Source organism: Bradyrhizobium acaciae, from assembly GCF_020889785.1.
GTDB lineage: Bacteria > Pseudomonadota > Alphaproteobacteria > Rhizobiales > Xanthobacteraceae > Bradyrhizobium > Bradyrhizobium acaciae.
Genome location: NZ_JACMYK010000323.1, coordinates 1 through 797 on the forward strand (window position 1 = coordinate 1; position 797 = coordinate 797).

Sequence of the window (797 nt, forward strand, 5' to 3'; positions counted from 1 at the left end):
GGCACATTGATCGCATGGCCTGCGGTCTGCGCCACGCCGTTGATCAGGAACTCGCCGCCGGCCGCCGTGCCGTTCGAATCCCACAGCTGCAGCTGATACGTCGCATTGCTTGGATCGGAAACGTTGACCAGGCTCGAAAGCGCAATCTGAGCGCCCGCCGTGGCACTTAGCACGTTCGACACACTTAGCGTCGGCGCCGGCACCGAGACCGTAAACTGCGTCCAGCCACTTGCCGTGCCGTTGTTCTCAATCAGCTGCGCCCACATCGTATCGGTACCGGCCGAAGTCCCGGCATCGAACACCACATTGGCGCCCAACGGCACATTGATCGCATGGCCTGCGGTCTGCGCCACGCCATTGATCAGGAACTCGCCGCCGGCCACCGTGCCGTTCGAATCCCACAGCTGGAGAGTTTGATAGCCGACACCGTTCGGATCGGACACGGTGACCAGGCTCGACAAGGCGATGGTCTGGCCTGCACTCGCCGAAGCGAAGCTCGTCACGCCAACCGACGGCGTAATAGGTACGGTGGCCGTAATTAACGTGCCCGTGCCAGAATCCTGCGTTGCAGTGAAGCCAACTCCGGGATTCTGACTTAGCTGCAGATCATACGTTATTCCGCCCTCGACAACTTGAAGCATGCTGCCGGATACAACAGTGGCCGAGCCACCGGACGCGAACGCCACGCCGGTCAGATCGATGGTGTCACCGACGACGATGCCGCTGATGATGTCGCTGGGCATGGCTGTGCCGTCGATCACCAGCGTTCCGCTGGAACTGGCGAAGGTAATGCCGCC

At 61.6% G+C, this 797-nt stretch carries 1 protein-coding gene; it reads right to left on the reverse strand.

Annotation, left to right across the window (positions count from 1 at the left end; all coding sequences use genetic code 11):
• On the reverse strand, positions 1-797 hold a 797-nt coding region (locus H8A92_RS40560; RefSeq protein ID WP_229200817.1), incomplete at both ends, for a hypothetical protein.